This window comes from Myxococcus sp. AB025B, from assembly GCF_006518215.1.
GTDB lineage: Bacteria > Myxococcota > Myxococcia > Myxococcales > Myxococcaceae > Myxococcus > Myxococcus fulvus.
Map to the genome: position 1 here is coordinate 12,904 of NZ_SRLW01000032.1, position 26,355 is coordinate 39,258.

A 26,355-nucleotide genomic window follows, 5' to 3' on the forward strand; every position below is an offset into this window, starting at 1 on the left:
CCCCTGTCGACTCCGCCGCCGCGCCCGACGCCGCCCCCGTGGCCGAGCGCGCGATGGCCCCACGTCCCGTCCTCACCGAGGCGCTGCGGCACCGGGTGCTCGTCACCTTCAATGCCTCCGAGCAGCACCTGGAGGGCGGCGACACGGTGGTGGCCTGCTTCGAGCAGCAGGTGGACCGCGCGCCGGACGCGACGGCGCTCGACTTCGAGGGCACCCGGCTGACGTACCGGCAGCTCGACGAGCGCGCCAACCAGCTCGCGCGCTATCTGCGCTCGCTGAGCGTGGGGCCGGAGACGCGCGTCGCGCTGTGCGCGGAGCGCTCGGTGGAGCAGGTGGTGGGAATGCTGGGCATCCTCAAGGCGGGAGGCGCGTTCGTTCCGCTGGACCCGGCGCATCCCGCGGAGCGGCAGGGCTTCGTGCTCTCCGACAGCGGCGCGCCCGTGGTGCTCGCGCGGCAGCAGATGCTGGACGAGCTGCCGCTGCGAGGCGAGCTGACCGTGGAGCTGGACGGCCTGCTGCCGCCGTTCGCCCGGCACTCCGTGGAGCGGCTGGAGGCGGTCGCCTCGGCGGACCATCTGGCGTACGTCATCTACACGTCCGGCTCCACGGGGCGGCCCAAGGGCGTGCTGGTGGCGCACGCGGGTCTGCGCAACACGGCCCTGGCCGCGGTGCGGGCGCATGGGTTCCGGCCCGAGGACCGGGTGCTCCAGTTCGCGTCCATGAGCTTCGATGCGTCCGTGTGCGAGGTGTTCGCCACGCTGCTCGCGGGCGCGACGCTGGTGCTCGCGCCCCGACAGCGGCTGCTCCCGGACGCGCCCCTGCGGACTCTCTTGAGAGAGAGCGCCGTCACCGCGGTGACGTTGACGCCGTCGGTGCTCGCGCAGCTGGAGACGGACGGGCTGGAGTGCCTGCGCACCGTCATCTCCGCGGGCGAGGCCCTTCCCATCGCGGTGGCCGAGCGCTGGGGCCAGGGCCGGCGGCTGCTCAACGCGTATGGACCGACGGAGGCGACGGTCTGCGCGGCAATCACGCCATACGCGGTGGTGCCGGGCGCCATCACCCTGGGCACGCCGTGGCCCAACACGCGGCTGTACGTGCTCGATGAGGCGCTGGAGCCGCTGCCGCCTGGCGTCGCCGGAGAGCTGTTCATCGGCGGCGTGGGCGTGGCCCGTGGCTATCTGGGGCGACCGGACCTGACGGCGGAGCGGTTCCTGCCGCATCCATTCGGCTCGACGCCGGGTGAGCGGCTCTACCGCACGGGAGACCTGGCGCGGTGGACGGTGGACGGCGAGCTCGAGTACCTGGGCCGCGTCGACTCGCAGGTGAAGCTGCGCGGCATGCGCGTGGAGCCGGGCGAGGTGGAGGCCGTCCTCGCGCGCCATCCGGAGGTCCGCGAGGTCGCGGTGGTGGCTCGCGAAGTCGCGGAGGGCGAGCTGGCCCTGGTGGCCTTCCTCGTCCCCGCCGAGGGACAGGATGAGACCCGGGTGAGCGCGGTGCTGCGCCCGTGGTTGAAGCAGCAGCTCCCCGAGCACCTGGTGCCCTCCGCGCTCGTGACGCTCACCGCGCTTCCGCTGACGTCCTCCGGGAAGGTGGACCGGAAGGCGCTGGGCTCGTTGTCGCTCGGCCGCGTCGACGCCGCGAGCGCGTCCGCGGACAGCGCGCCGCGTGGAGAGCTGGAGGTACTGCTGGCGGGGTTGTTCCAGCAGGTGTTGGGCGTGGAGCGGGTGGGCCGGGACAGCGACTTCTTCGAGCAGGGCGGGCACTCACTGAGCGCCACGCGACTGCTGGCGCGCGTGCGGCACGCGGTGGGTGTGGACCTGCCGCTGACGGCGCTGTTCTCGCACGCGACGGTGGCTCGTCTGGCCCGGGCGCTGGGTCCCATCTCCGAGTCGCTCTCTGCGTCACTCGCCGGCCCCACGCCGCTCCCCGCGGACGTCGCGCCGATGCCGTCCCTGGCGCAGGAGCGGCTGTGGTTCCTCCAGCAGCTCCAGCCGGATTCGGCGGCGTACCTCGTCGTCGATGCGCTGGAGCTTCGGGGCACGCTGAACAGGACCGCGCTGGAGGACACGCTGCGGCGACTGGTGGAGCGGCACGCCGCGCTCCGCGTCACCTTCACGCCCGTGGAGGGGAGCCCGCGACTGCGCGTCCACCCGGTCCGCGAGCCGCTGCTCACGGTGGAGGACGTGTCACGCCCGCCGAATGAGAGTGGGACCGCGGAGGCGTTGCTCCAGCGCAGGCTGCGCGAGGAGGCCTCGCGACCGCTCTCGGTGGAGGAGGGGCCGCTGTATCGGTTCCACCTGTTCACGAGCGGCCCCAAGCACCAGGTGCTGCTGCTGGTGCTGCATCACCTGGTGGTGGATGGCCTCTCGATGGGCATCCTCCTCAACGAGCTGGCGACGACGTACTCCGCGCTCCAGGAAGGCCGCGTCCCGCCTCCCGCGCCCGCCACCCTGGACTACGTGGACCTCTCCGCCTGGCAGCGCACGCCCGAGGTCCGCGCGCGCGAGGACATCCACCTCGACTACTGGAAGCGACAGCTCGCCGACGCGCCGTCGCTGCTCGCGCTGCCCACGGACAAGCCTCGGCCGCCGGTGTTGTCCGACCGCGGCGCGTACTCGCGTCGCCACGTGTTGCCTCGGGAGGTCCGGCTGCGGCTGGAGGCGCTCTGCCGAGAGCACCAGGTGACGCCGTTCATGGCGCTCTACGCCGTGTTCGCCACGCTGCTCCAGCGCTACTCGGGCGAGCGCGAGCTGTGCATCGGCACGCCGGTCTCCGGACGCACGCACGCGGCCTCCGAGGACATCGTCGGGCTGTTCATCAACACGCTCGTCCTGCGGACACATCTGCTGCCTTCCGCGCCGTTCTCCATGTTGCTGGCGCACGTGTGGGCGACCGCGCTGGAGGCCTTCAGTCACCAGGATGCGCCGTTCGAGCGAGTCGTCGACGCGCTCCATGTCGAGCGCAGCCTCAGTCACTCGCCCCTCTTCCAGGTGATGTTCGACCTGCGCCGCGTCGACTCGCCCCTCTCCTTCTCCGGCCTCTCCTCACAGCACGTCTTCGTCGACAACGGCACCAGCCAGCTCGACCTCGCACTCACCGCCACCGAGCTGCCCGACTCCTCCCTCCAGCTCTTCTTCCAGTTCCGCACCGACCTCTTCGAGCACGCCTCCGTCGAGCGCATGCTCTCCCACTTCGTCCTCCTCCTCGAACAGGTCCTCGCCTCGCCCCAGGCGCCCCTCTCCAGCCTCTCGCTGCTCTCCGTCGAAGAGCGCCAGCGCGTCCTCTTCGACTTCAACGACTCCCACCGTCCCTTCGACTCCGACGGCACCGTCGCTTCGCTGCTCCTCGCTTCCTTCGCGAGGACTCCGGACGCCGTTGCCCTCGTCGCGCCAGACGCCACCCTCACCTTCTCCCAGCTCCACTCGCGCGTCTCGCGGCTCGCCGCTCACCTCGCGGCTCTTGGTGCTCGTCCTGAAGCGGTGGTGGGTGTCTGCGTCGAGCGCTCCTCCGAGGCTGTCGTCTCCCTCCTCGCCGTCCACCTCTCCGGCGCCGCGTGCCTCCCTCTGGAGCCTTCGCACCCGCCGGCTCGGCGCGCACAACTGCTTCAGCAGTCCCGTGCATGCCTCGTCGTCTCTTCGCCTGCTCTCTTCGCGGATGTGCAGCTTGGGATTCCGCTCGTCGAGCCTGCTACGGCGCAGCGTGCTGACGCGGCACTGGCGGAGCCTCTGCGCGCCCTGCCCGACAACCTCGCCTACGTCCTCTACACCTCCGGCTCCACCGGCACTCCCAAGGGCGTCCTCTCCACCCAGCAGAATGTCGTCCACTGCTTCGACGCCTTCGACGCCCTCTACTCCACCTCCACGGGCCACACCTGGGCCGCCTCCGGCAGCCTCTCCTTCGACATCCACCAGGAGGAAATCCTCTTCAGCCTCTCCCGCGGCGCTCGCGTCATCCTCCGCGACGTCGGCCCTCTTGGCCTCGCCAACGACATCCGCCGCCACTGCGTCTCCCACGTCGTCATCACCCCCTCCTCTCTCGCCACCGCCCTCGAGGAACCCGGTGCCCTCGACGCCTTCCGCTCCCTCTCCGTCCTCGTCACAGGCGGCGAAGTCCTCCCAGACTCTCTCGTCCAGTCCCTCGCGCTGACTTCCACCCGTCTCGTCAACACCTACGGGCCCACTGAAGCCAGCATCAACGTCGCCGCTGAAATCTCCCTCCCTCACCGGCCCGTCCGTCTCGGCAGCCCTCTTCCCCGCTGCCGCCTCTACGTCCTCGACGACTCCCTCCAGCCCCTCCCTCCTGGCGTCCCCGGCAACCTCTTCATCGGCGGCATCTGCCTGGCCCGCGGCTACCACTCACTCCCCCACCTCACCGCAGAGCGTTTCATCCCCGACGCCTTCAGTGGCTCACCCGGCGCTCGCCTCTACGACACCGGCGACAGGGCCCGCTGGAATGACGACGGCTCCCTCTCCTTCCTCGGCCGCTCCGACTTCCAGCTCAAACTCCGCGGCGTCCGCGTCGAAGTCGAAGAAATCGAAGCCGCTCTGCTTCGCCTCTCCGGCGTCCGCCAGGCCGCCGTCCTCCCCTTCCGCCCCTCTCGCGACACCTTCCTCGTCGCCTTCCTCGTCCTCGACAGCGGCGCTCCTCCGCTGGCTTCCCTCCGCGACGCACTGGCTTCCTCCTTACCTGAAGCCCTCGTCCCCTCTCGCTTCCTCTCCCTCCCCTCTCTCCCCTTCACCACCAGCGGCAAGGTCGACAGGACGGCCCTCTCCTCCTTCGACATCTCCTCCGCTGAAGTCCCTTCCTCCGACGCTTCTCCTCGTGGACAGGCCGAGGCGCTCCTCTCCCAGCTCTTCGCCGACGTCCTCTCCCTCTCTCACGTCCCTCGCGACGCGGACTTCTTCTCCCTCGGCGGCCACTCCCTCTCCGCCACCCGCCTCGTCTCCCGCATCCGCCTCGCCTTCGGCGTCGAGCTTCCTCTCGCCGCCCTCTTCTCCTCCCCCTCCGTCGCAGGGCTCGCTCTCCTCCTCTCCCAGCACCACGACGCGACTCCGCTCCCTTCTCCCGCTCCCTCCTCTCTTCCTCCCCAGCCCTCCTTCGCACAGGAGCGCCTCTGGTTCCTCCACCAGCTCCTGCCTGACTCCGCCGCGTATGTGATTCCGGAGGCGATCGAGCTGACGGGAGTCCTGGATACAGCCGCGCTGGAGGCCGCGCTGCGACTGCTGCCGGAGCGGCACTCATCGTTGCGCGCGGTCTTCGGTTCGTCGGAGGGGATGCCTCGGTTGGCGTTCCAGCCCGTCCCCGAGCAATTGCTCGACGTGGAGGACCTCCGGCCTCGCGTCCGTGGCGAGGAGGCACTGCGCGCACTGCTCCAGCAACGTCTGGAGGAGGAGAGCTCGCGCCCGTTCTCACTGGAGAAGGGGCCCCTGTATCGCTTCCGTTTGTTCAGGGTCGCGGTCGATCGCCATGTCCTGCTGATGGTCATCCACCACATCGTCGTGGATGGCCTGTCCATGGACCGACTCCTGAGCGAGTTGGCGCAGTCGTACTCAGAGCTGAGCCGGCAACGAGCGCCGCTGCTCCCCACGCCGCCCCTCACCTACTCGGATATCTCCGCGTGGCAGCGGACCCCCGAGTTCCGCGCGCGTGAGGATGTCCACCTCGACTACTGGAAGCGGCAGCTCGCCGATGCCCCCGCGCTGCTCGCGTTCCCCACGGACAAGCCGCGTCCGCCGGTCCTCACGGATCGAGGCGCCTTCTCGCGTCACCAGGTCCTGCCTCGTGAAGTCCGCCTCCGACTGGAGGCGCTCTGCCGACAGCATCAGGTGACGCCGTTCATGGCGCTCTATGCCGTGTTCGCCACCTTGCTTCACCGTTACTCGGGTGAGCGCGAGCTGTGCGTCGGCACTCCCGTCTCCGGCCGCACGCACGCCGCCACCGAGGACATCGTCGGCCTCTTCCTCAACACGCTGGTCCTTCGCACTCAGCTTCCACCAGGGATGACCTTCGCCGCGCTGCTGGCGCAGGTCCGGAGCACTTCGCTCGACGCCTTCAGCCATCAGGATGCGCCGTTCGAGCGAGTCGTCGACGCGCTCCACGTCGAGCGCAGCCTCAGTCACGCGCCCCTCTTCCAGGTCATGTTCGACCTGCGCCGCGTCGACTCGCCCCTCTCCTTCTCCGGCCTCTCCTCACAGCACGTCTTCGTCGACAACGGCACCAGCCAGCTCGACCTCGCACTCACCGCCACCGAGCTGCCCGACTCCTCCCTCCAGCTCTTCTTCCAGTTCCGCACCGACCTCTTCGAGCACGCCTCCGTCGAGCGCATGCTCTCCCACTTCGTCCTCCTCCTCGAACAGGTCCTCGCCTCGCCCCAGGCGCCCCTCTCCAGCCTCTCGCTGCTCTCCGTCGAAGAGCGCCAGCGCGTCCTCTTCGACTTCAACGACTCCCACCGTCCCTTCGACTCCGACGGCACCGTCGCTTCGCTGCTCCTCGCTTCCTTCGCGAGGACTCCGGACGCCGTTGCCCTCGTCGCGCCAGACGCCACCCTCACCTTCTCCCAGCTCCACTCGCGCGTCTCGCGGCTCGCCGCTCACCTCGCGGCTCTTGGTGCTCGTCCTGAAGCGGTGGTGGGTGTCTGCGTCGAGCGCTCCTCCGAGGCTGTCGTCTCCCTCCTCGCCGTCCACCTCTCCGGCGCCGCGTGCCTCCCTCTGGAGCCTTCGCACCCGCCGGCCCGGCGCGCACAACTGCTTCAGCAGTCCCGTGCCTGCCTCGTCGTCTCTTCGCCTGCTCTCTTCGAGGGCGTGGCGCTCGACGCGGTGCTGGTGCAGCCAGGAGATGCGCAGCGTGCTGACGCGGCGCTGGCGGAGCCCCTGCGCGCCCTGCCCGACAACCTCGCCTACGTCCTCTACACCTCCGGCTCCACCGGCACTCCCAAGGGCGTCCTCTCCACCCAGCAGAATGTCGTCCACTGCTTCGACGCCTTCGACGCCCTCTACTCCACCTCCACGGGCCACACCTGGGCCGCCTCCGGCAGCCTCTCCTTCGACATCCACCAGGAGGAAATCCTCTTCAGCCTCTCCCGCGGCGCTCGCGTCATCCTCCGCGACGTCGGCCCTCTTGGCCTCGCCAACGACATCCGCCGCCACTGCGTCTCCCACGTCGTCATCACCCCCTCCTCTCTCGCCACCGCCCTCGAGGAACCCGGTGCCCTCGACGCCTTCCGCTCCCTCTCCGTCCTCGTCACAGGCGGCGAAGTCCTCCCAGACTCTCTCGTCCAGTCCCTCGCGCTGACTTCCACCCGTCTCGTCAACACCTACGGGCCCACTGAAGCCAGCATCAACGTCGCCGCTGAAATCTCCCTCCCTCACCGGCCCGTCCGTCTCGGCAGCCCTCTTCCCCGCTGCCGCCTCTACGTCCTCGACGACTCCCTCCAGCCCCTCCCTCCTGGCGTCCCCGGCAACCTCTTCATCGGCGGCATCTGCCTGGCCCGCGGCTACCACTCACTCCCCCACCTCACCGCAGAGCGTTTCATCCCCGACGCCTTCAGTGGCTCACCCGGCGCTCGCCTCTACGACACCGGCGACAGGGCCCGCTGGAATGACGACGGCTCCCTCTCCTTCCTCGGCCGCTCCGACTTCCAGCTCAAACTCCGCGGCGTCCGCGTCGAAGTCGAAGAAATCGAAGCCGCTCTGCTTCGCCTCTCCGGCGTCCGCCAGGCCGCCGTCCTCCCCTTCCGCCCCTCTCGCGACACCTTCCTCGTCGCCTTCCTCGTCCTCGACGACGGCGCTCCTCCGCTGGCTTCCCTCCGCGACGCACTGGCTTCCTCCTTACCTGAAGCCCTCGTCCCCTCTCGCTTCCTCTCCCTCCCCTCTCTCCCCTTCACCACCAGCGGCAAGGTCGACAGGACGGCCCTCTCCTCCTTCGACATCTCCTCCGCGGAAGTCCCTTCCTCCGACGCTTCTCCTCGTGGACAGGCCGAGGCACTCCTCGCCCAACTCTTCGCTGACGTCCTCTCCCTCTCTCACGTCCCTCGCGACGCGGACTTCTTCTCCCTCGGCGGCCACTCCCTCTCCGCCACCCGCCTCGTCTCCCGCATCCGCCTCGCCTTCGGCGTCGAGCTTCCTCTCGCCGCCCTCTTCTCCTCCCCCACTGTCGCAGGGCTCGCTCTCCTCCTCTCCCAGCACCACGACGCGACTCCGCTCCCTTCTCCCGCTCCTTCCGCACTGCCTCCCCAGCCCTCCTTCGCACAGGAGCGCCTCTGGTTCCTCCATCAGCTCCAACCCGAGCTGCGCGCCTACAACATCCCCGAGGCCGTGGAGCTTCGCGGCGCACTGGACCTCCCGGCGCTCGATGGCGCGCTGCGGTTGCTGCTCGATCGTCACCCGGTCCTGAGGACGACCTTCATCGCGGAGGACGGGCGGCCGGTTCCACGACACAACCCGCTTCCCGTGGAGGTGCTCCACGTCGAGGAGCTCTCCGCGACCAACGCGGACAGTCCCGCGCTGCACCTCCGGCTGCGCGAGGAGAGCACTCGCGTCCTGTCACTGGAGCAGGGGCCGCTCTACCGCTTCCACCTGTTCCGCCTCGCCCCCGAGCACCATGTCCTCCTGCTCGTGCTGCACCACGTGGTGGTCGATGGCCTGAGCATCGACCTGCTGTTGAGCGAGCTGTCCCTGGCCTACGCGTCCCTGAGCCAGCACCAGACGCCCTCCCTGCCGACGCCTTCGCTCACCTACGCCGACGTCGCCGCGTGGCAACGCTCCGCTCCCGTCCGGGCCCGTGAGGACCACCACGTCGAGTACTGGAAGCGCCAGCTCGCCGGCGCTCCCGCGTTCCTCGCCCTGCCCACCGACAAGCCGCGCCCCTCCGTCCTCGGTGACGCGGGCGCGCTGAGCCGCTTCCATCGACTGTCTCCCGCGCTGGAACAGGCACTCACCCAGGTCTGCCGGGAACACCACGTCACACCCTTCATGGTGCTGAGCGCGGCGCTCGCGGCGCTGCTGCATCGACACTCCGGGCAGGACGACGTGTCCGTGGGCACGCCCGTCTCCGGACGTCCGCACCCCGCGATGGAGTCCATCGTCGGCCTCTTCACCAACACGGTCGTCCTCCGCACCCGCTTCGACCCGGGGACCACCTTCGCCGAGCTGCTCACGAACACACGAACCACGGCGCTCGAGGCCTTCACGCATCAGGATGCCCCCTTCGAGCGGGTCGTCGAGGCCCTCCAGGTCGAGCGCAGCCTCGCTCACGCACCCTTGTTCCAGGTGGGCCTCTTCTGGGAGCGCGCGGAGAACACGCTCGCCGGGACCTTCCCCGGCCTCCAGGCCCGGCCCCTCGTCGTCGACGGCCTGAACACCCAGACCGAGCTGGCCCTCACCGTCACCGAGAATCCCCAGGGCCACGAGCTGTCCTTCCAGTACAGCACCGACCTCTTCGACGCGCCCACCATCGAGCGCATGCTGTCCCACTACGTCCACCTGCTCGAGGACGCACTGCGCACCCCGAGTCGGCAGGTCGCGCACCTGTCCCTCCTCGAGGTCGACGCGCGCCGCCAGGTGCTCCGCGACTTCAACGACACCGGGCGGGAGTACGACGCGGACACGACGCTCGTCTCGCTCATCGAGGCCCAGGCGGAGCGCACGCCCGGGCTCCGTGCGCTCACCTTCGAGGGACACCACCTCACCTACGGAGAGCTGGAGGCCCGGGCCAATCAGCTCGCACGGCATCTCCAGTCCCTCGGGGCGGGGCCCGAGGTCCTCGTGGGCGTGTTCCTGGAGCGCTCCCTGGAGCTCGTCATCGCGCTGGTGGGCATCCTCAAGGCCGGCGCGGCCTACCTGCCGCTGGACCCGGAGCTGCCTCGCGAGCGACTGGCCGGGATGCTCGAGGACGCAGGGGCCGCCGTCGTCCTCACGCGCCAGGAGCTCGCGAGCCACCTGCCTTCGCACCCGGGCCACACGGTCCTCCTCGACGCGGAGGCCACGCGGCTCGCGAGCCTGCCGAGCACCCGCGTCTCGGGCAGGCCGCACCCCGACTCGCTCGCGTACGTCATCTTCACCTCCGGGAGCACGGGGCGCCCCAAGGGCGCGATGAACGCGCACCGCGCGGTCGTCAATCGACTGACGTGGATGCGCCAGGTCCACCCGCTGGTCGCGGGTGACAGCGTGCTCCAGAAGACGCCGACCAGCTTCGACGTCTCGGTGTGGGAGCTGTTCTGGCCGCTCACCGTGGGCGCGCGGTTGGTGCTGACACGGCCGGGCGGGCACCGCGAGCCCGCCTACCTCGCGCGAGTCCTGGCCGACGAGCACATCACCGTCACCCACTTCGTCCCCTCCATGCTCGCGGCCTTCCTCGATGAGCCCTGGCAGGAGTCCTTCCCGGACCTGCGCGCGCTCGTGTGCAGCGGCGAGGCGCTCTCCGCCGACCTCGTCCAGCGAGCCCACGAGCGGCTGCCCACGACGGAGCTCCACAACCTCTATGGCCCCACCGAGGCCGCGGTGGACGTGACGCACTGGCGCTGCCCTCGGGGCGACCCGCGCACGAGTGTGCCCATCGGTCGCCCGGTGGCGAACACGCACCTGCTCGTCCTCGACACCGCGGGGCACCCCGTCCCGGTGGGCGTGCAGGGGGAGCTCTTCATCGGCGGCCTCCAGGTCGGGCGCGGGTACTGGCGTCGCCCCGAGCTCACCGCCGAGCGCTTCCTCCCGGACGCCTTCAGCGACACGCCCGGCGCGAGCCTCTACCGCACCGGAGACCTCGCACGCTGGCGTGGCGACGGCACGCTGGAGTACCTGGGCCGCACCGACTTCCAGGTGAAGGTGCGCGGCCAGCGCATCGAGCTGGAGGAGATTGAGGTCGCGCTGAGGCGACTGCCCGCCGTGCGCGACGCGGTCGTCGTGGCTCGAACGAGCCCCCGGAGTGATACGCGCCTCATCGCCTACGTCGTCCCGCGAGAGGGGCGCGCGGAGGAGGCCGCGGCGTCACGCGCGGCGCTCAAGCCCGTGCTCCCCGAGGCCATGGTCCCCTCGACCGTGGTCGTGCTGGACGCGCTGCCGCTCACGCCCTCCGGGAAGACGGACCGCCGAGCCCTCACTTCGCTCCCCCTGCCGGAGCCGGAGGTCGCGCGAGGCACTGGCGATGCGCCGCCGCGCGGACCACTGGAGCAGTTGCTCGCGAGCTTCTTCCGCCAGGTCCTCGGACTGGAGAGCGTCTCCCGCGACGCGGACTTCTTCGCGCTGGGTGGCCACTCGCTGAGCGCCACGCGGCTGGTGTCGCGCATCCGCCGGGCGCTGGGGCAGGAGCTGCCGCTCAAGACCCTCTTCCTCGCGCCCACGGTGGCGGGCATCGCGCGAGCCCTGACCGAGCTGGCGCCTGGACAGGCCCTCCCGCTCCCCGAGCCCGTGCCCCGGCCCGGTGACGCGCCCACCGTGCCGTCGTTCTCGCAGGAGCGCATGTGGTTCCTCCAGCAGCTCCAGCCAGACTCCGCGTCGCTCGCCATTCCGGAGGCCACGGAGCTGCGCGGGCCGTTGGACGTCGAGGCGCTGGAGTCCGCGTTGTTGTTCCTGCTGGAGCGACACACCGCGCTGCGCGCCATCTTCACGCCCGCCGAAGGGGGCCCGCGGTTGGGGCTCCAGCCCGTGCCGATGCGAGTGCTCGACCGCGAGGACCTGTCGGCCGAGGCCGCGATTCGCGACGTCCTGATGCGGCGGCTGACGGAGGAGTCTGAGCGTCCCTTCCGCCTGGCCACGGGGCCGCTCTACCGCTTCCACCTGTTCCTCCTCGCGCCCGAGCACCATGTCCTGCTGCTCGTGTTCCACCACATCGTGGTGGACGGCCTGTCGATGGACCTCCTCCTGCGCGAGCTGGCGGAAGCGTATGCGGCCTGCCGCGAGAACCGCTCGCCGACGGCGCCGCCCCTGACGCTCGACTTCGCGGACGTCGCCGCCTGGCAGCGCACGCCGGCCGTACTCGCTCGACAGGATGCCCACCTCGAGTACTGGCGGCGCAAGCTGGACGGCGCGCCCACCGTGCTGGAGCTGCCCACGGACGTCCCCCGGCATCCGGGGCGCGGACACGCGGGCGCCTTCACACGGCACCATCCGCTGCCGGTGCACCTCGCCGAAGCGCTGCGGGAGCTGTGCCGCGAGCACCAGGTCACGCCCTTCATCGCGCTGTACGCGGCCTTCACCGCGCTGCTCCATCGCTACACGGGACAGTCGGACCTGAGCATCGGCACGCCGGTGTCGGGGCGGGTCCATCCGTCCCTGGAGCCCCTGGTCGGCCTGTTCATCAACACCGTCGCGCTGCGCACGCAGGTCGACCCCGAGGCCTCCTTCGCTTCACTCCTGGGTCAGGCACGGACCACGGCGCTGGAGGCGTTCGCGCATCAGGAGGTCCCCTTCGAGCGGGTGGTCGAGGCCCTCCAGGTGGAGCGAAGCCTCTCCCACGCGCCGCTCGTGCAGGCGATGTTCGAGCTGAGCCCCAGCCCGCGCACACTCTCGGATGGGTTCCCCGGCCTGGAGGCGCGCCCGGTGCAGCTCGGCTCGGCCGCCAGCCTCTATGACGTGATGCTCACCGCCGAGGAGGACGGAGACCGGTTCGGCTTCTACCTCGAGTACCCCACCGCGCTGTTCGAGTCCGCGAGCGCGGAGCGGATGGTCTCGCACTACGTGCGCCTGCTCGAATCCGCGCTGCTCGCGCCCACGACGCCCGTGCGCCGGCTGTCCCTGCTCACGGAGGCGGAGCATCGACAGGTGCTCGTCGACTTCAACGCCTCCGAACGCGCCCGCGACGCCCACGACACCGTCGTCTCCCGCTTCGCCGCGCAGGTCGCTCGCACGCCCGACGCGGAGGCCCTGTCCTTCGAGGGACAGACGCTCACATACCGGGAGCTGCACACCCGCTCCAATCAGCTCGCGCACTTCCTGCGGGAGCTCGGCGCGGGGCCCGAGGAGCGCGTCGCCCTCTGCCTGGAGCGCGGCCCCGAGCTCATCGTGTCCATGCTCGCCGTGCTGAAGGCCGGCGGGGCCTACGTGCCGCTGGACCCCGCGCATCCTCCGGAGCGACTCGCCCAGCTCCTCATCGACGCCGGCGCGCGGGTCCTCGTGACGCGAGAGGGCCTGGGAGACCTGTTCTCGTCCGTCGCCATCATGTCCGCGTACGTCGACACCGACGCCGCGGAGATTTCACGCAAGCCGGTGGAGGACCTGCCCGAGTCCGCGCAAGGCGCGCAGCTCGCGTACGTCATCTTCACCTCGGGCTCCACGGGCCAGCCCAAGGGCGTGCTGCTGACGCACCAGGGTCTGTGCAACACGGCTCTCGCGGCGATGGAGGCCCATGGGCTCCAGCCGGGCCGGCGGGTCCTCCAGTTCGCCTCGGCGACCTTCGATGGCTCGGTCTGGGAGATCTTCTCCACGCTGCTCTCCGGCGCCACGCTGGTGATGGCGCCCAAGGAGCGGCTGCTCCCCGACCTGCCGCTGCGCACGCTGCTGCGAGAGCAGCGCATCACCGACTGCGCGCTCACGCCGACGGTCCTCACCCTGCTCGAGCCCGAGGGACTGGAGTCGCTCCAGGTCATCGTCTCCGGCGGCGAGCCCCTTTCGGCCGAGCTGGTCCGACGCTGGGCCCCGGGCCGCGCGCTGCTCAACTCCTACGGCCCGACCGAGGTCACGGTGGCCGCCACCGTCACGCCCTTCCCGGGGCTCGGACGTCCGTCGGGCGGCGGGTCCACGGAAGTGTCCCGCGTCACGGTGGGAACGCCCTGGCCCAACACCCGCCTCTACGTGCTCGATGAGCGCCTGGAGCCGAGCCCCATCGGCGTGCCCGGTGAGCTGTACGTCGGCGGCACCGGCCTCGCTCGGGGCTATCTGGAGCACCCGGAGCTGACGGCGGAGCGCTTCATCCCTCATCCCCTGGCGACCACGCCGGGCGAGCGGCTCTACCGCACCGGAGACCGGGTGCGCTGGCTCGGGGACGGGCAGCTCGAGTACCTGGGTCGACTGGACACGCAGCTCAAGGTGCGTGGCATCCGCGTGGAGCCCGGTGAAATCGAGGCCGTGCTCACCCGCCACGAGGACGTGCGCGAAGTCGCCGTGGTGCCTCGCGAGGACGTGGACGGAGGCGCGCGGCTGGTGGCGTTCCTGGTCCCCACGCATCCCGGGGCCCTCGTCGTCGACGCGGTGCGCGCGTGGCTGCGTCAGCGCCTTCCCGAGCACCTGGTCCCCTCGGCCTTCGTGCTCCTCGACGCGCTGCCGCTCACGTCGTCGCGCAAGGTGGACCGCAAGGCGTTGGAGCTCCAGGAGCTGCCTCGACAGGAGCTGCCCTCGCTCGGTGACGACGCGCCCCACGGCACCACGGAAGAGCGGGTGGCCACCCTGTTCCAGGCCGCGCTGGGACTGGCGCGGCTCTCCCGTCAGGCGAACTTCTTCGAGCACGGCGGCCACTCCCTCTCGGCCACCCGGCTCGTGGCGCGGCTGCGTCAGGCCTTCGGCGTCGAGCTGCCCCTGGCGGTGTTCTTCGCGAACCCCACCATCGCCTCGGTGGCGGCGTTCATCGACGCGGCGCCTCGCGCGGTGCTCGAGGTCCCCACCGTCGTCGCCCGCCCGGAGGTGCTGCCCCCGTCCCTGGTCCAGGAGCGGCTCTGGTACGCGCTGCAGCTTCCCCAGGCGCCGCCGTATGTCCTCACGCTCGGCCTGCTGCTCGAAGGCGCGCTGGACGCGGACCGGTTGGAGGAGGCCCTGGCCGCCGTGGTCGAGCGCAACGAGACGCTGCGCACCACGTTCTTCCAGCAGGGTGAGGCGCTCCGTGTCCGCGTCCATCCTCCACGCGCCTCGGTCCTCACGCGCGTGGACCTGTCCCGCCTGTCCGCGACGCACGCGCTCGAGGTCGCTCGCGACGCCGTGGTGCGGCTGGACCGGGAGCACTTCGACCTCGCGCAGGGCCCGCTGTATCGCTTCGAGCTGTTGAAGCTGGATGAGCGCGGCTCACGCCATGCGCTCGTCCTGGCCTTCAGCCACACCGTGAACGATGGCGTGGGTCTGGCCACCTTCGCGGAGGAGCTGGCGACGGCCTGGAACTCGGCGGTGGAGGGGCGCCCCGCGCGGCTGCCCCCGCTGGCGCTCCAGTACACCGACTACGCCGTCTGGCAGCGACAGCCCGAGCAGCTGCGCAGGCTCGAGGAGGGCCTCGCGTCGTGGAAGCAGGCGCTGGCGCATGCACCGCCGCTGCTGGACCTGCCGCTCGACTTCCCGCGCCGCGCGCCCGCGCTCAACGACAACATGCGCGCGGTGACGGTGTCGCTCTCGGCGGAGCACTCGGACACCATCCGCGCGCTCGCCCGGAGCGAGGGCGTCTCGTCCTTCAGCGTCCTGCTGGCACTGACGCAGGCGTGGCTGCACCGCCTCAGTGGACAGTCCCACGTCGTCGTCGCCACGCCCTTCTCGGGCCGCTCCACGCCCCAGGTGGAGTCGCTGCTGGGCTACTTCGCCAACGTGCTGCCCCTGTGCACGGATGTATCTGGCGCTCCCAGCCTGCGCAGGCTCTTGCGCCGCGTGCGCGAGGTCGTGGCCCACGCCACCACGCACCAGGAGGTGCCGTTCAAGCGCATCGCGGACACGGTGCAGCCGGATGGAGACCGCACCGCGCCCCGCCTCGCGCAGGCGCTGCTCCAGGCGGAGCGTCCCGGGCTGCCCGGCCTGGACGGACTGTCCGTCACGGAGCTGGACGTCGACGGCGTCATCCCCGCGTATGACGTGGTGGTGAGCGTCACGCTCGGAGACGCGGGCCCGCTGTCCGGCTTCATCGCCCTGGATGGCGCCCTCTTCACCCCCGAGACCGGCGAGCGCTTCGCACGCGCCTTCGAGCAGCTCGCCGCCTCCGCGCTGAGCGCGCCGGAGGTCTCGCTGCCCCAGCTGTCCCTGCTGTCTCCTACCCAGCGCGGGGAGGTGCTCGCCGCGCTGGCCGGCCCCGCGCAGGACATCGCGCCCGGCACGTGCATCCACACGCTGTTCGAGGCCCAGGTGCGTCGCACGCCGCACGCGGCCGCCGTCGCGCATGGGGACGTCACCTGGAGCTACGCGGAGCTCAACGCACGCGCGAACCTCCTGGCCTCGCGCCTGCTCGAGCGAGGGCTGAAGCCCGAGGAGCGGGTGGGTGTGGTGATGGAGCCGTCTACCCAGGCCATGGCGGTGTTGCTCGGCATCCTCAAGGCGGGCGGCGCCTACGTCCCGCTGGACGCGGACTGGCCCGAGCCACGCAAGCGCGACGTGCTCGTGCGCGCCGAGGTGCACAGGCTGTGGGTGGACGCGAACGTGCTGGAGCCGCACCTGTCACTCGTCGAGGACGTGGAGGTGCCGCCCATGCCCGCGTCCGTCCCGGACGATTTGGAGCCCGGGCCGCGCCGCGTCCTCGACGCGCAGACGGCGTACATCGTCTTCACCTCCGGCTCCACGGGCGAGCCCAAGGGCGTGATGGTGGAGCACCGCTCGGTGGTGAACCACAACGTGGGCATCGCGAAGCGCTTCGGGCTGGTGGAGGGGGACCGGATGCTCAACTTCGCGCCGCTCACCTTCGACGCCGCCGCCGAGGACCTGTACCCACCGCTCCTCGTGGGCGGCACGGTGGTGATGCGCAGCGGCCTGGTGCCCGCGCACGCGATGACGCCGTACCTGGAGGAGACGGGCATCACGATCATCAGCCTGCCTCCCACGTACATCGAGGAGTGGATTCGTCAGATGGAGGCGCTGGGCCAGCGTGTGCCCGCGCGCCTCAAGCTGCTCGCTCCCGGTGGCGATGTCCTCAAGAAGGAGACCTTCGAGGCCTGGGTGCGCGTGGGCGGTGGACACGCGCCGTGGGTCAACGTCTACGGCCCCACCGAGTGCACCATTACCTCCGCCACCTGTGACATCCCCGGGGTGGAGGGGCTCGGCACCGCCGCCACGTTCCCCATCGGCCGGCCCATGCCGCGCGTGTGCTTCTACCTGCTGGACGAGCACCTGGAGCCGGTGCCTCCCGGACTGCCGGGCCGCGTGTACATCGGCGGAGCGGCGCTCTCGCGCGGCTACCTGCGCGCGCCACACCTCACCTCCGAGCGCTTCCTGCCGGACCCGTTCTCCGCCACGCCCGGCGCGCGCATGTACCACACGGGCGACCTGGCCCGGCTGCTGCCCGACGGACGCCTGCGCTTCCTCGGCCGCGCCGACCACCAGGTGAAGGTCCGTGGCTTCCGCATCGAGCTGTCGGAGATTGAGACGTGCCTGCGCCGCCACCCGCTGGTCCAGGAGGCCGTCGTCATCGCGCGCGTGTCTCCCTCCGGCGTGACGTCGCTGTACGCCTACGTGCAGGCTCCGGGCGTCGCGCGCTCCGAGCCGTTCCGCGAGCACGTCGCCTCACAGCTCCCCGGCTACATGGTGCCGGCGACGTTCGTGGTGATGGACGCGCTGCCCATCAACGCCAACGGCAAGGTGGACCGCAAGGCACTGCCGGACCCGGACGCCGTGGTCGCGCCCGAACCCGCGTCCGCGCCCACGTCCGACTCGAAGCTGGAGACGCCCTTCCGCACCACGCTGGAGATGGTGCTCCAGCGCCTGTGGACGGAGGTGCTCGGCCGACCGGGCGTACAGGCTGGCGACGACTTCTTCGCGCTGGGCGGTGACTCCATCCTGGCGATGCGACTGCTCGCGCGGCTGGAGGAGGAGCTGGGCCTGCCGCTGCCCCTGGCCACGCTCTTCCAGAGCCCCACGCTGGGCGAGTCCTCCGAGGCCATCCTCGCGCTGCTGCGAGAAGGCCCCCGCCGCACCAGCGCGGTGCGCCTGTCGAGCCCCCGGCTCCCCGAGGACACGCCCCCGCTGTTCCTCTTCCACGCGGGCGACGGCGAGGTGCACCACTACCGCGACCTGGTCCCCCGCCTGGAGCCGCACTTCCGCTGCCATGGCATCCAGGCGCCGGAGACACTGGCCACGGGCCACGGACACGCGACGCTGGAGGCTCGCGTGGAGGCGTACGCGCGCGACATCCGCGCCATCCAACCCCACGGTCCCTACCGGCTCGCGGGCTTCTCGTACGGCGGCTATCCGGCGCTCGGCGTGGCCGCGCTGCTGGAGGCCCAGGGCGAGACGGTGGAGCTGCTCGCCCTGATGGACACCGCCACGTGGGAGGCCATCCGCGCCGTCGCGCCGTCGTCCGATGAGGACGCCGTGCGGGTGCTCGCCAGCGAGTTCGGCGTGCGAGACGCGGCGATGGAGCAGGAGCTGGCCGCGCTCTCCCGCGAACAGCAATGGGAGCACGTGGCGAAGCGGGCCCGCGAGCGGGGAACGGCCGCGCCGCACTTCCGGGGCAGCGACTTCGCGCGCATCTGGCGGGTGCTGGGTGAGGTGCTCACGCCGCAGGCCCGCGCGTGGACCATCCCCCTGACGCGCGTGCGCCCGACGCTCATCACCAGCCGCGCGCTGCGTGAGCAGGTGGGTGACGCGCGCCTGGGCTGGACGCACCACCTCCCCGCCGAGCACCTGGAGGTGCTGGAGATGGAAGGGGAGCACGCCACCGTGCTCCACCCGCCCGAGGTCGACACCCTGGCCGCGCTGCTGCTCGCGGCGCTGGGCAAGGCGTGAGGCGGGGGCCGCGTTAGCGGAAGCGGCCCTCCAGCCACGTCTTGGTGAAGATGTTGGGGCTGAGCGGCGCCAGCTCCACCTCGTCGTAGCGCACGGTGAGCTGCGTGCCCTCGGCCTCCTCCACCTCGAGCACCTCGCGCATCAGGTACACCGGCCGGTTGTCCGCGGCCGGGTCCAGAATCTTCTGGTAGCCGCGGATGACGTCGGTGCGAAGCGTCCGGCCCGAGGGCGCGTAGCCCACGCGCTTGACGATGTTGTAGTCGGGGTCCACCCAGACACGCAGCTGCGGGAAGGACGCCTCCATGCCCGGGCGCACCTTGAGGAACAGCTTGCGGAACTTCGTGCCCGCCGCCGTCTCCTCACCCTCGTCCTGCACCTCGTAGGTCTCCAAGAGGTGCGAGCGGTCGAAGTCCTCCTCGCAGGAGATGGTGTTGACGATGTTGCCGCGCGAGGTGGTCCGCTGCCAGTGACCCACGGACGGGTCGTACTCCCACAGGTTGCGGCCGATGCGCAGGTAGCCGCCACCCGCCATGTTGCGCGGCTTGGTGATGTAGATGAGCAGGTCCTTCGACGAGTCCCGGCGGAACACCAGCATCTCCAGCAGCGCCTCGGTGCCGTCCTTGCGCTTCTCGCGCAGGCGCACCGTGCTCTTGAAGTCGCTCTTGAGCGCCATGCGCGCATCCACCCGCCGGATGACCTCCTCGGCGGACACGGCGGCCTTGGACTCCGCGGCCTTCGGCTCTGCGGGCTTCTCTTCCTTCTGCGCCGCCGGGGCCAGGGGCGCGAGCGACAGGGCGAACATCACGGCGAGACGGCGGATGGATGTCTGCATCACAGGGACTCCATGGCGGACCGAGGTGTCAGCGAGGCGGCACGCGCCGCCGGAATGAAGGTGGCAATCCCCGCGCCCACGGTGACGAGCACCACGGCGAGGACGCACAGGCCCACGTTGGGCGTCAGGGGCAAGGTGCCACTGAAGAACAGGTTGGCGATCTCTTCGTGCAAGGGCACCGCGCCGCGCAAGGTCACGCACAGCACCGAGGACACCACCACCCCCAGCGCGGAGCCCACGAAGCCCAGGAGCAGCCCCTCCGTCATGAAGAGGGCCACCACGCTCCGGCGCTGCATGCCCATGGCGCGCAGGGTGCCAATCTCCCGCGTGCGCTCCCGCACCGCGACGCTGAGCGCGACGAAGAGGCCAATCACCACCAGCACCAGCACCACCAGGCTCACCAGCACCGCCAGCGCCGTGAGGCCCAGCGTGACGAAGGACATGAACGAGGACTCGTCCTCCCACGTGCTGACGTCCAGCTTCTGGCCCCGCCAGCCCTCGCGCAAAAGCAGCATCTGCTTCTCCGCGTAGGACTGGTTCGCGGCGGGCAGCACGTCGAAGCCCGCGCCGCGCAGGGAGTCGCGCAGCGACGTGCCCAGCGCGTCCACGTCCACCGGCGTGTCACCGCACACCACCTGGAGCACACCCGCCGAGCCCGGCTTGAAGCCGTCCAGCTCCCGCAGCGTCTCGTTGGAGACGAGCAGGCCGGCGGACTCACCCAGCAGGCCCGCCTTCTCGGTGATGGCCACCACCTCCACGTCCAGCGCGTTGCGACGGCCTCCGCCCACCGGCTGCGCGAAGAGCGTGGCCAGGTCTCCCGTCTTCACCTGGAGCCGCTCGGCCAGCGTGGTGGACACGGCCAGGGTGCGCGGCCGCGCGAGGTCCTCCAGCCGGCCGGACGCCACGCGGAAGCGGGCCAGGGAGTCCTTCTCGCTCGCGACGTCCATGCCCACCAGGAAGGAGCCCGTGCGACGGCGCCCCGCGCCCGCGAGCGCGAAGCTGCGGCCCCGCTCCCGCAGGTAGCAGCCTTGCGGCACCTGGGGCTCCAGCACGCCGCGCACCTTGCCGGCGTCACCCACCACCGGCGCAATCGAGTCCGGGTGGACCTTGAAGAAGCCGCCCACGTTGAGGTCGCCGGTAAGGAACGTGGTGACGGCCTCGCGCTGGGCCGTGGCCACTCCGGCCGCCAGCGACGACACGGCGACGATGACGCCGCTGGCCGCGGCGGTGATGCCCAGCAGCAGGAGCACCCGCTCCCGGTGGGCGAAGAGGTTTCGCAGCGCCAGATGCAGAAGGGAGAACATCGCCTCAGTCCTCCCTCTTTCGCATCGCCACCGCGGGCGGCACCGCGCTGCCCCGCCACGCGGGCACCAGCGACGCCACCACCACCACGCCCACCACGCCCAGCCACACCCCCAGGCCCTGCCCCCACGACAGCCGGGGCATCAACACGGGGCCGCCCATGAAGAACTGGAGCGCCTCGTCGGTGACCAGGATGCCATCCCCCATGGACCCGAACAGCAGCAGCGCCGAGAGCGCCATGCCCACGCCCGCGCCCAGGCCTCCCAACAGGAGCCCCTCCATCAAGAGCGAGCCGAGCACGTCCCGCCGCTGCATGCCCACCGCGCGCATCGTCCCCACCTCGCCCACGCGCTCCTGCGCGAGCAGCAGCAGCGTGCCCGCGGAGACCAGCACCACGAACAGGCACAGCATCACCGAGAAGGCCAGCAGCACCACCCGCGTCATGCCCACCACGCCGCTGATGAAGCCGCCCGCGGCCTCCCAGTCCACCGTGGCCAGCGGCGCCGAGGCGCTCGTGCCCTCTTGCACCACGACCTCGGCCACCCGCGCGGGGTCCGCGTCCGGCGCCACCACCACCGCGGCCTGGAGCACGCTGCCTCCGCGCAGCTCCGTCGCGGAGAAGGTGTCCGGCCAGGCGCGGGCGCGCGGGAAGTCGGGGATGTCCGTCGCGCGCGCGGGCACCGTCTCCACCTCCACCACCGTGGCCGGCTTGAGCTGGTCCACCTCCGCCTCCGACAGGAAGTCGAGCCCCAGCGACTGGGCATCGCGCTTCGCCTCCTCCACCATGTCCGGCGACAGGCGTCCGGACAGGTAGCGCGCGCTGACCAGGTCCATCAGGCTCAGCGTGTTGACGCGGCTGGTGTCCCCGCCAAGTCCCCGGAAGCGATACGTGCCCCACACCTTGAGCGGCACGCCGTTGACGAGCGAGTCCAACCCCTTGAGCACCACCGTGTCCCCGGGCTTCACACGGTACAGCGGCAGCAGGGGCGCCAGCTCCGCGTAGAAGACCTGGTGACGGGCGGCGAAGTTTCCGTCGTCCAGTTGCAGGAACTCGCGCCACAGGGCCTCCGGCTCCCCCGCGTGCCCCAGGACACGCTGGAGCACCGCGCGCGCGGCATCGGAGCGCTCCGCGTCCACGCGGGCCAGCAGGTCCGGCAGCTCCGCCGAGGCGCGCTCCACCAGCGTGCGCAGGCGCTCGTCCTCCGCGAGCAGCGCGCCCCGGTCCAGCTCCCGCTTCAGCTCATCCAGCCGCGCCGCCACCGGCAGCTTGAAGCGCTGCTCGTAGAGGCCGTGGCCCAAGAGCAGCCCCCGGTGTCCCTCCGGCGGCAGCGTGCCCGTCACCATCTCGAAGCGCGGGAAGGCGCGGGCGAACTGGGACAGGTCGCTGCCCAGGTACTCGATGTCGATGGACTCGCCCTCGCCCACCTGCCGGGCGACGTGGTTCTCCAGGTACTCGAGCGCCACCAGGGGCTCGGCGCGGAAGCGCTCCCAGAACGCGGGCTTCGTCGTCTCCTCCAGCGCCGCGCGGTCCATGCGCGCCTCGTCGGCGGTGAGGAAGGCCTCCGTCTGACGGTCCGCGTCGCGCGCCACGTCGCGCAGCGTGCGCTCCAAATCGGTGGCCAGCCGCGAGAGCCGCGCGTCGCGCTCGGGCGAGGGAGGCTGACGGGCCACGGCGCGCGCGGTGGAGAGCTTGTCGTCCAGGTAGTTGCCGCGGAACGTCGCGGCCATGCCCACCTCGAGCGGCACCACGTCCTGGACACCCGGTGTCTGTCGCAACCGGGTCTCGAGTGACGGGTAGTCGGGCAGCGGCATCAGCACCGGCGCGCCCGTGGGGCCCGTCACCACCACGGCCTTCTCGGCGGACTGGGAGTTGTAGACGAGGAAGTGCCCCGCGCCGCTCTCGATGACGCTGCGCTGGGTGCCCTCGGAGATGCCGGCCACCATCGCGAGCCCCAACGCGAGCAGCAGCGCGGAGCCGAGCGCCAGCAATGCGACCACCCAGCTCCGAGGCCGGGCCACGACGCTCTGAAGCGCGAAGGACAGCAACGTCAATGGAGACTCCTCGCGATGCGGACCCTGCACCCTCGCCCCAGCGGGGCGGGCGGGCGTCCTCGACCGGACGTGGAGCCCCCGACGATAGAGAACCCACCCGGGCGATACAAGCGATGCGCCCCGCCGGGTTGCGCGACGCGAGACGACCGGACCAAGCTGCGAGTGCATGTCGGCCACCCCCAGCCCCTCCCTCGCGCAGTCGGTCCACTTCTGGGCACGCAACGCCGCGAACGAGTCCGCGCTCCTGCGCGCCTCGCTCCGCCTGGGCCTCTTCGACGCACTGCCGGTGGAGGGCACCACCACCGCGTGTTCGCTCGATGCCCTGGCCACCGCGACGAAGTCCTCGCCTCGCGGGCTGCGAGCCCTGCTCGAGCTGCTCGTCTGCCTGGGCTACGCCTCCCTGGATGACACGCGCCACTTCGCCCTGGCGCGTCATGCCGCGACGTTCCTGCGCGACGCCTCCTTTCTCGAGCGGCTGCGCGCCGAGCTGCCCTGGTGGGGGCCCCTGTCCCTGCTCGACGAGGCGGTGAAGCGGGGCGAGCCCGTGGAGCACGAGGGCCAGCGCTGGGACGTGCTCGGGCACTACCGCGCGCTGTTCCTGGAGGACACGCGCGCCGAGGCAGTACCTGGGAGCGCGGAGGACTTCTTCGACCGCTTCGCCCGGAGCGGCGCGCGCACGCAGGTGCTCATCACCGCGGGGAGGCTGGGCCTCTTGGAGCTGCTCGCGTCCGCGCCGCGCACGATGCCGGAGCTGGGCGCGGCCACGTACCTGAGCACGACGGGGCTGCGCGTCGTGGTGGAGGTGCTGGAGGCGCTGGGGCTGGTGACGCGCGAGGGCGAGACCTTCGGGCTGAGCACGGAGGCGAAGCGGCTCCTCGAGGGCAAGGCGCTGGCGTACCTGGTGCGCTCGCTCAGCGTGTCCGCGCAGTACACCGAGGCGCTGGGCCGGCTGGACGAGACGGTGCGCGAGGAGCGCTTCATCCTGGACCTGAAGGACCCGGAGGTGAGCCGGCGCTTCTACGCGGACAACTCCAATCAGATCACCGCGGTGTTCGCGTCGCACTTCCAGCTCAGCCGCAAGGCGGTCACCACGCTCGCGAAGGCGCACCCGCTGGAGGGCGCGGCGGTGCTGGACATCGGCACGGGCTCGGGCGTGTGGGGCGCGGCCTTCGCTCGCGCGACGCCCACCACCCACGTCACCTACTTCGACCAGGGCGTGGTGCTGGAGCAGGTGAAGACGAACCTGGCGCGGCTCCAGGTGGCGGACCGCGCGCGCTTCTGGCCGGGGGATTTGTTCACCCACGACTTCGGCGAGGCGGCCTTCGACGTCATCATCCTTCCCCAGGTCTTGAACGTGCTCAGGCCGGAGAGCCTGCCCGGCCTGTTCGCGCGCGTGGCCCGGGCGCTCAAGCCGGACGGGGTGCTGCTCATCGCCGAGTATGTCTTGAACGAGCGGCGCGACGGTCCGCTGGACCACCTGTACTTCGGCCTGCGGCGGTTCATGACCAACGAGGGGGATCTGCTGTCCGCCTCCGAGTACGGACAGCTCCTGCAGGCGGTGGGGTTGTCCTCGTCCGTCTGCATCCCGCTGCCCACGCAGGAGATGATTCTGGCGGCCCGGCCCGGGGTGGCCCTGCCCTCCCGACTGGCGGACTGAGCACGCGCCGCGTCACACGGAGGGATTTCACCGCCCCTTGCTTGCTCGCGGTGCTTCACCCCGACTACCGTTCCGATTCCCCCCGCGTTCGAGCAAGACCCCTGAAAGGTCCTGATGCGCGCAGCGCCGCAGCTCGACAGCCCTGGCCCCCAGACCTCACCCGAGACGGGCGAGCGGGGCGGGTCCATCGCCGCGAAGCTCCGGGGACGGTTCGCCCGACGGGTGGCTTCGCTGGGCTATCACTCGCATTCGCTGCCGGGCGGGGTTGGACACCTGCTGTTTCACATCGGTCTCGGCGCGGGCGCGGCGCTCGGGTGCGCGAGCCTGCTGGCGATACATCCCTGGGCCGGCTGGGGGCTCTACCCGCTGGTGGCCTTCTTCATCGGCACCCGCTTCCGCGCGCTGGGCAACATGCTGCACGAGGCCTGTCACGGCATGTTCGTGCGCGGCAAGCGCCGCAACCGCGCGCTCGGCCATGTGCTGGCCATCATCGACTGGACGGCGCTGGAGCCGTACACGCGCGAGCACTTCACGCACCACCTGCACCTGGGGGATGCGCAGAAGGATTTGGACTTCGCGCCCCGGCGCCGCTTCGGCTTCGCGGAGGCCGACCGGCCGTTCGTGAAGGACCACCTGCTGCGGCCGCTGACGCTGATGCACCTGCCCGCCTTCCTCAAGCCGGTGCTCTTCCACCGCGCGGACCCGTGGATGGTGACGCTCGCGCGGTGGGGCTTCATCGCGGGGCTCGCGGCGCTGGCGCAGTGGGGCATCGGCTGGAAGGCGTTCGCCCTCTTCTACGTGGTGCCGTACGTGGTGCCGTACCAGGTGATTCGCTACTGGTCGGACGCGGTGGACCACGCGGGGGTCATCGGCTCGGCGGATGAGTTCCACCGATCGCGCAATCACATCTTCGCGTGGGGCTGGCTCAACCGGGTGCTCTTCCCCCGGCATGACCAGTACCACCTGACGCACCACCTGTTCCCCGCCGTCCCCACCGCGTTCCAGGGCCGCGTGCACCAGCTGCTGCTCGAGGACGCGGACTACTCGGCCAGGGACCACTCCTTCTCCGCGCTGCTGCGGTAGCGAAGCCGAGGGCGCAGCGAGCCCCGAGGGCCTCACCGCTCCGGGGCCCCTGGTTCCAGGCGTCACGCCGGAACGCAAAAGCCCCGGCCCCCTGAAGGGACCGAGGCTTTCTGGAGCATCGCCGGTGTGGGCCGGACGTTACTCGATGGGCATGAACACCTTGAAGCCGGTGCGGCCGCTGTTCGTCGTGTTGCGCTCGATGAAGTCGCTCGCGGACGAGTGGCCGTCGCCCAGGGTGATGGCGGTGTGGCCGTAGATGCTGCCCAGGCGCGTGGAGGTGCTCTCCCACGTGAGGACGAGGCCCGGAATCTTCAGCGCCTCCTCCAGCGACATGTTGACCTGCTTGAACTTGTCGCGCGGCAGGTTGTTGTCGATCTGATTGCCGTTGCCGGACACGCCGATGCCGTACGCATCGCGGATGGCGCGGCTGACGCCCGTGGCGCACAGGCCCTGGCTGTTGTAGCCGCCCATGCCCATCGCGGCGCGGCGCGCGGCATCCGCCAGCCGGGACATGCCCGACGACGCGCTGCTGGGACCCACGCCCGTGGGACCGCCCACGTCCTGGCCGCCCGTCGGACGACCACCGCCGCGGAGGCCCTGACGCGAGCCGCTCGGCTCGAAGGTGTCCTTGCCGGAGTAGCCCACCTTCAGGGACGCGCCCGTGAAGATGAGGTCCTTGTTCGCGATGTTGTTGTCGCGCGCCAGCTTGTCGACGGTGGTGCCGAACCGAGCCGCCAGCTTCGTGAGCGTGTCGCCACGCTGAATCACGTAGTCCTTGGGGGTCGTACGGCGCTCACGAGGATTGATCCGGTAGTTGGCCATAA

The 26,355-nt window shown here is 71.0% G+C and carries 7 protein-coding genes; 3 read left to right on the top strand and 4 right to left on the bottom strand.

Features of this window, described 5'->3' with window-relative positions; translation table 11 throughout:
* Nucleotides 1–53: 53 nt before the first annotated feature.
* On the top strand, nt 54–18,605 hold the full coding sequence (locus FL311_RS07785) for a non-ribosomal peptide synthetase (RefSeq protein WP_141324299.1): 18,552 nt from the start codon (nt 54–56) through the stop codon (nt 18,603–18,605).
* Nucleotides 18,606–18,618: 13 nt separating this feature from the next.
* Here FL311_RS07785 and FL311_RS07790 read toward each other — a convergent pair whose 3' ends face one another.
* From FL311_RS07790 to FL311_RS07800, 3 genes are read right to left on the bottom strand one after another with little or no spacing between them, the layout of a single operon-like run.
* On the bottom strand, nt 18,619–19,437 hold the full coding sequence (locus tag FL311_RS07790) for an outer membrane lipoprotein-sorting protein (protein ID WP_141324300.1): 819 nt from the start codon (nt 19,435–19,437) through the stop codon (nt 18,619–18,621).
* Nucleotides 19,437–20,741, bottom strand: coding sequence for an ABC transporter permease (locus FL311_RS07795; protein WP_141324301.1), 1,305 nt, complete (start codon nt 20,739–20,741; stop codon nt 19,437–19,439). The genes FL311_RS07790 and FL311_RS07795 overlap by 1 nt, the downstream gene beginning before the upstream one ends.
* 4 nt (nt 20,742–20,745) lie before the next feature.
* Nucleotides 20,746–22,791, bottom strand: a complete 2,046-nt coding sequence (locus tag FL311_RS07800) for an FtsX-like permease family protein (protein ID WP_228556743.1) — start codon at nt 22,789–22,791, stop codon at nt 20,746–20,748.
* Nucleotides 22,792–22,957: 166 nt separating this feature from the next.
* Here FL311_RS07800 and FL311_RS07805 point away from each other — a divergent pair, with 166 nt between their 5' ends.
* Nucleotides 22,958–24,448, top strand: coding sequence for a class I SAM-dependent methyltransferase (locus tag FL311_RS07805; protein ID WP_141324303.1), 1,491 nt, complete (start codon nt 22,958–22,960; stop codon nt 24,446–24,448).
* Nucleotides 24,449–24,562: 114 nt separating this feature from the next.
* Nucleotides 24,563–25,531 (top strand): fatty acid desaturase, encoded by a 969-nt coding sequence (locus tag FL311_RS07810; protein WP_141324304.1) that lies wholly within the window; start codon nt 24,563–24,565, stop codon nt 25,529–25,531.
* Nucleotides 25,532–25,669: 138 nt separating this feature from the next.
* On the opposite strand, the gene FL311_RS07815 is transcribed toward FL311_RS07810, so the two are convergent.
* Nucleotides 25,670–26,353, bottom strand: a complete 684-nt coding sequence (locus tag FL311_RS07815) for a LysM domain-containing protein (protein ID WP_141324305.1) — start codon at nt 26,351–26,353, stop codon at nt 25,670–25,672.
* Between the last annotated feature and the right edge of the window lie 2 nt (nt 26,354–26,355).